A 4,901-nucleotide genomic window follows, 5' to 3' on the forward strand; every position below is an offset into this window, starting at 1 on the left:
TTTTCAACTTCTCCCCAGGGCAAGCTGTCCAGCGTTGTGAAATCTGTCCAAACTGCCCGTGGAGGATAAAATGCTCCCAATATATTCTTACCGGCCGGAAGATTCACCGCAACTTTCCCGCCAATACTACTGTCCACTTGCGCCAATAACGTGGTAGGAGCTTGAATCAAACGTATCCCCCGCATGAAGGCACTGGCAAAAAAACCGGCCAAATCTCCGATCACTCCGCCTCCAAGGGCAATAACAAGAGTATGACGGTCCGCACCGCAACGCAGTGCCGCTGTCGTAAGCTGGCTCAAACGTTCCAGCGATTTTTCCTTTTCTCCGGCAGGTACTGTCAATAGATTCACGCGCTTGTCAAAAAAGCCTTTCTTAAGACGCTCTGCGTAAAGATCTCTGACTGCATGATCTGAAATAATCAAAATGTGCTCCAGATCTTCAAATTGAGAATGAAGGTACGCCCCTAACTCTTCGAGAGGGGCTCCTAAAAACACTGGGTACGGTCTATCCGCCGTTACTTCAATCTTTTGCAACTCTGCAAAACTCACAATTATCCATCCTTCCCAGCCATGCCAAAATCTCGTTGACCACTTCATCGATATTTTTTTGAGACGTATCCACTGTAAAGTCAGCCTTGGCGTAATATTTTTGCCGTTCGGACCATAATTTTTCTATCTCCTCTCTTGGACCCTTGAGAAGCGGGCGGTTATGTTTATGTCCGATTCGGCTGAGAATTGCTTCAATCGAGGCATGAAGACCGATCATAATCCCATTCTTGGCCAAAGCTTCCCAGTTGAGCGGGTTTAACACGGTCCCGCCTCCCGTCGCAATCACGATTCGCTCCTGCTGACTGAGCCGCTTAACTACGATCCTTTCCTCCGAACGAAAACGGGTCTCTCCATGCCGTCGGAAAATTTCAGTCACACTCAAGTTGGTAACGTCTTCAATTACATAGTCTGTGTCGAAAAAATTCCAAGCCAGTGACTGGGCCAGGCGTCTGCCAACTGTGCTTTTGCCGGTTCCCATAAAGCCGATGAGAACGATGTTTTGCATAGAGATCACCCTCTTAAATTCGATGTTCGATGTTCGATGTTCGAATTTGCTGTTCGAATTTCTTGCATCGTGTGTTCGGTCTATTTACGATGAAGCTAGAACTTCAAAGTAAGTAAGTTTTCTAGATAAGCCTCCCAGGCTGTTTGTAATTCCATAAAACTATCCGCCGGAAATTTCTCAAGCACCGCTTCGGCGATCACCCAAGCCACCACATGTTCCAAAACAACCAAGGCCGCCGGCACAGCACAAACATCTGATCTTTCAACACTAGCCTTAGCCACCTCCTTGGTTGCCAGATGTACCGTGTCCAGAGGCCGATACAAGGTTGGGATCGGTTTCATAACCGCTTGAAGGATAATGGCTTCCCCATTGCTCATTCCCCCTTCAATTCCTCCCGCATGGTTGGAGGCCCTGGCAAAGCCTTGCCCCTGGCGATAAATAATCGGATCATGAACCAACGAACCCATACGTTCCCCTGCTTCAAATCCCAGCCCAAAAGAGACCCCTTTCATCGCTTGTACGGAGAGAACTGCCTGGGCCAGTTTTCCATCTAACTTGCGGTCCCACTGCACATGGGAGCCCAGTCCGGCGGGAAGATTATGTACCTGTACCTCTAATAGTCCGCCCAGGGATTCACCCTGCTCCCGAGCTGCAAGGAGTCGTTCCCCCATCTTTTGTTCAGCTACAGGGTCACCCACGGACCACTCCGATAGTTTTACACGCTGCCAATACTCTCTCTCGTCAATATACTCCGCATGAACGCCGCCTACAGCGAGAACATGCCCTCTGATCTCCACCCCAAGGGCGGATAACCCTTGTCTAACAATGCTGCCAATCGCGACCCGCATGGCCGTCTCTCTGGCGCTCGCTCTCTCCAGGATATTCCGAACTTCGGTGCGGTATTTGAGAGCTCCGGTTAAGTCGGCATGTCCTGGTCGAGGGGTCATTACTTTTCTGCTCTCCAGATCAGCATCTTCTCCCCAAGCCATGATCCCCGCCCAGTTTTCCCAATCACGGTTTAAAATCTCCAACGCCAGCGGCGCCCCTGTACTTAAGCCGCCGCGGACTCCGGAAATGAAGTGAACCTCATCCAGTTCGATAGCCATTCGCCCACCACGCCCGGGGCCTTGCTGACGCTTTCTTAATACCTCATCGACTCGTTCCTTGGAAATCTTTATTCCTGACGGAAGGCCTTCGATAATTCCAACTAATTTCTGACCGTGTGATTCTCCTGCCGTTAAAAACCGCACTATCGGTCCCCTCTCCCTATTACTTTTCTCTGATCCGCATACCCACTGGGGCAACAACGACGCTCTTGCGCTCACCTGATGAGTTTGTCAAGGTGATAGTTGTTCCGACACTTCTCCCTGCAGCATTAAAGGTTATTTTACCGTCTTTATCCCCTGGTGCTCCAATAAACTCAATCCCATCTTTTAAATAGACATCCTTCACTCTTGTGCCTTGGCGAAAGATCTGATAATGGTGATCCCCCGGTTGATAATAAAACTTCATCGCATACCAGTTATTCTCCGCCAGGGCGGCCTGCCGGACATCCCTGATTTCCTCCAGTAATTGGGTAGACGCCAGGTCCAGATGCTGCTGTTCAAAGTGTATCGGAAGCTTAACGAGGAGCACGAAACCCGCACCCGATATGAGAATCAAAACAAGCAACATTTCCAGCAGCGTATATCCTCGCTCCTTAATCCTGACTCTGACTCTGCTCATTTCTATCTTTCCTTTTGCTCTCGGCTTAATCCACGGCAAATCTTAAAACGATTTACACCCACTCTTCCGTAACAGGACGGTCAGGACTGTTTTCTATACATGGATATATCTATCAAGACCGTGCCCTGCTACACATGTATATATCTGTCAGGACTGTGCCCTATACAAGGCCTGTCGCATTACCTCGACGGGAGCTTGACCTCCCAGCCAGAACTCCCAAGCTAAAGCCCCTTGATAAAGCAGCATACCTAAACCGTTAAGCGTTCGGCACCCTTGTTTTTTGGCCTCTTGTAGAAAAGCCGTTTCCCTGGGGTTAAAGATAATATCGACAACGAGCGCTTTTTCAGAAATTCCTTGTACGGAAAACGGAAATGGCTCACCACGTAACCCAACCGAAGTCGTCTGCACCAAAAGATCGACATCCTCAATCCAGTCCCCTGGAGCAAACTTCCCAGACGTTGCCGTTCCACCCCAATGCTTAATCAACTCCACTAGAACCGTTGCCTTTTCAGGCGTGCGATTAAGAATATGTACTTGCATACCCTGTGCAGACAGTGCTAAGGCAATCCCTTTAGAGGCTCCGCCCGCCCCGAGTAAAACTGCTTTTTTCCCCTTAAACCCGTTGAGATTTCCTTCCACAGAACGGATAAACCCATCGCCATCCGTGTTATGACCAATTCGCTTCCCCTCATGGATTTTCACGGTATTGACAGCACCAACGCGCCTGGCCTGGGGAGTAAGCGTATCCAGGTGGGAAGTGACCTTCTCCTTATGGGGCAGAGTTACGTTCCAACCGGAAAACCCCAGGGCACAAAGGCCATCTACCGCCTCCGCCAAATAGCTGGGCTTTACGTGAAAACGTTGGTACTCTGCGTCAATTCCTAAGGCTTCATACCCGGCATTGTGCATCCTTGGAGAGAGGGAGTGTTCAATTGGATCCCCGATAACCGCATAATGTTTCTCCATTTATAACATTCCTTTACTTCATGAATTCGCTGGCCAGGACTCGAACAGAACATTCGAGATTAGACCGTTGGCTATGACTCGAACAGGACGTTCGGGGTTAGAGCATCGCCTGGATGGCTAGATGCCATATGGCGGGAAGGGGCGCTCCATAAAGCATGAAAAAGGAATGGCTGACCATTCCCTTAATTCTCAATTCTCAATTCTCAATCTATCTTGGGCTAACGGGTTTCGCCGGAGCGCAATGCTTCATCAACCAGACGAGCACCTTCTCCATTCGACGCAGAAAGCGAGTTCCTATAAATTCACGATCATTAATGGGGGTGACTAATATCGTGTAAAGGCCGAGCCGATTTCCACCCAGGATATCCGTAAACAACTGATCTCCAATCACAGCCGTATTCTTATACTCTGTTCCCAAAAGTCTCATGCCCACCCGAAACGCTCTTCTTCGAGGCTTAAACGCCCCGAAAACAAAAGGAATATCCAAGTAATCCGCAACAACGGCTACGCGCTGGCGCTTACTGCAGTTGGACACAACGCACGCACTAATACCGGCAGCCTTAACTTTTAGAAACCACTTTGTCACTTTAGGAGCTACTTCGACATCATTCCATGGGGTCATAGTATTATCCAAGTCTATAATAAGCCCTTTGATCCCGTCCCGAGTAAGTTGCTCAACCGAAATAAGATCAAGGGAAGGCGCTTGAATTGTTGGTTGAAAATACTTAATCATTGAATCCTCCATGGTATTGCAGATGTTTCTATGATTATACCTTAGAGGATACCTCGTAAGCAAGTAATGGACTTATTTTTTAGAATTAATCTTTCTCATTTCTTCCATTAATTTTTGAATCGCTTTCTTTTCAATGCGGGAAACATACGAACGAGAAATATCCAGGGCCTTGGCTATCTCCCTTTGTGTCCGTTTAGGACTGTTCCTCAACCCATAACGCCACTGAAGCACCGTTTTTTCCCTTCGGTTTAACTTCTTGACAAGTTCGAGCAGAGCTTTTTGCTCTGACTCGTTTTCAACCTTTACAGAAATATCCTCCTCGTTTGAACCAAGTACATCTTGCATCTAATACAAATCTAATTACCCTCTTTATCCATCCCAATCGGATCGTAAATTGAAACTTCTCCCCGGGATTTTTTTAGTG

The 4,901-nt window shown here is 48.2% G+C and carries 6 protein-coding genes and 1 pseudogene; all 7 read right to left on the minus strand.

What is annotated here, in order from left to right:
• Window positions 1-548, minus strand: a 548-nt coding sequence (locus tag AC6I5A_RS07635) for a 3-dehydroquinate synthase family protein (RefSeq protein ID WP_034613770.1), incomplete at its 3' end; no start/stop codon positions are given.
• Window positions 520-1,053, minus strand: a complete 534-nt coding sequence (locus AC6I5A_RS07640; protein WP_497900416.1) for a shikimate kinase — start codon at window positions 1,051-1,053, stop codon at window positions 520-522. The genes AC6I5A_RS07635 and AC6I5A_RS07640, both read right to left, overlap by 29 nt.
• A 95-nt stretch (window positions 1,054-1,148) precedes the next feature.
• Window positions 1,149-2,303: a chorismate synthase gene (gene aroC / locus AC6I5A_RS07645; protein WP_034610984.1), complete on the minus strand. Its 1,155-nt coding sequence runs from the start codon at window positions 2,301-2,303 to the stop codon at window positions 1,149-1,151.
• Between the two features lie 19 nt (window positions 2,304-2,322).
• Window positions 2,323-2,778 carry a prepilin-type N-terminal cleavage/methylation domain-containing protein gene (locus AC6I5A_RS07650; protein ID WP_034610982.1) on the minus strand — a complete coding sequence of 152 codons (456 nt, stop codon included), beginning with the start codon at window positions 2,776-2,778 and terminating at the stop codon, window positions 2,323-2,325.
• Between the two features lie 147 nt (window positions 2,779-2,925).
• Window positions 2,926-3,744 (minus strand): shikimate dehydrogenase, encoded by an 819-nt coding sequence (aroE, locus tag AC6I5A_RS07655; RefSeq protein WP_034610980.1) that lies wholly within the window; start codon window positions 3,742-3,744, stop codon window positions 2,926-2,928.
• A 208-nt stretch (window positions 3,745-3,952) separates the two neighbouring features.
• Window positions 3,953-4,501 carry a YqeG family HAD IIIA-type phosphatase gene (locus AC6I5A_RS07660; protein ID WP_497900425.1) on the minus strand — a complete coding sequence of 183 codons (549 nt, stop codon included), beginning with the start codon at window positions 4,499-4,501 and terminating at the stop codon, window positions 3,953-3,955.
• A 48-nt stretch (window positions 4,502-4,549) separates the two neighbouring features.
• Window positions 4,550-4,901 (minus strand): annotated as a pseudogene (locus AC6I5A_RS07665) (sigma-70 family RNA polymerase sigma factor); the annotation flags it as partial.

The organism is Desulfosporosinus sp. Tol-M2 (assembly GCF_059735615.1).

Coding starts and splice junctions, on each gene's coding strand:
- AC6I5A_RS07650 (WP_034610982.1), bottom strand. CDS start 2,778: ATGAGCAGAGTCAGAGTCAGGATTAAGGAGCGAGGATATACGCTGCTG.
- aroE (WP_034610980.1), bottom strand. CDS start 3,744: ATGGAGAAACATTATGCGGTTATCGGGGATCCAATTGAACACTCCCTC.
- AC6I5A_RS07640 (WP_497900416.1), bottom strand. CDS start 1,053: ATGCAAAACATCGTTCTCATCGGCTTTATGGGAACCGGCAAAAGCACA.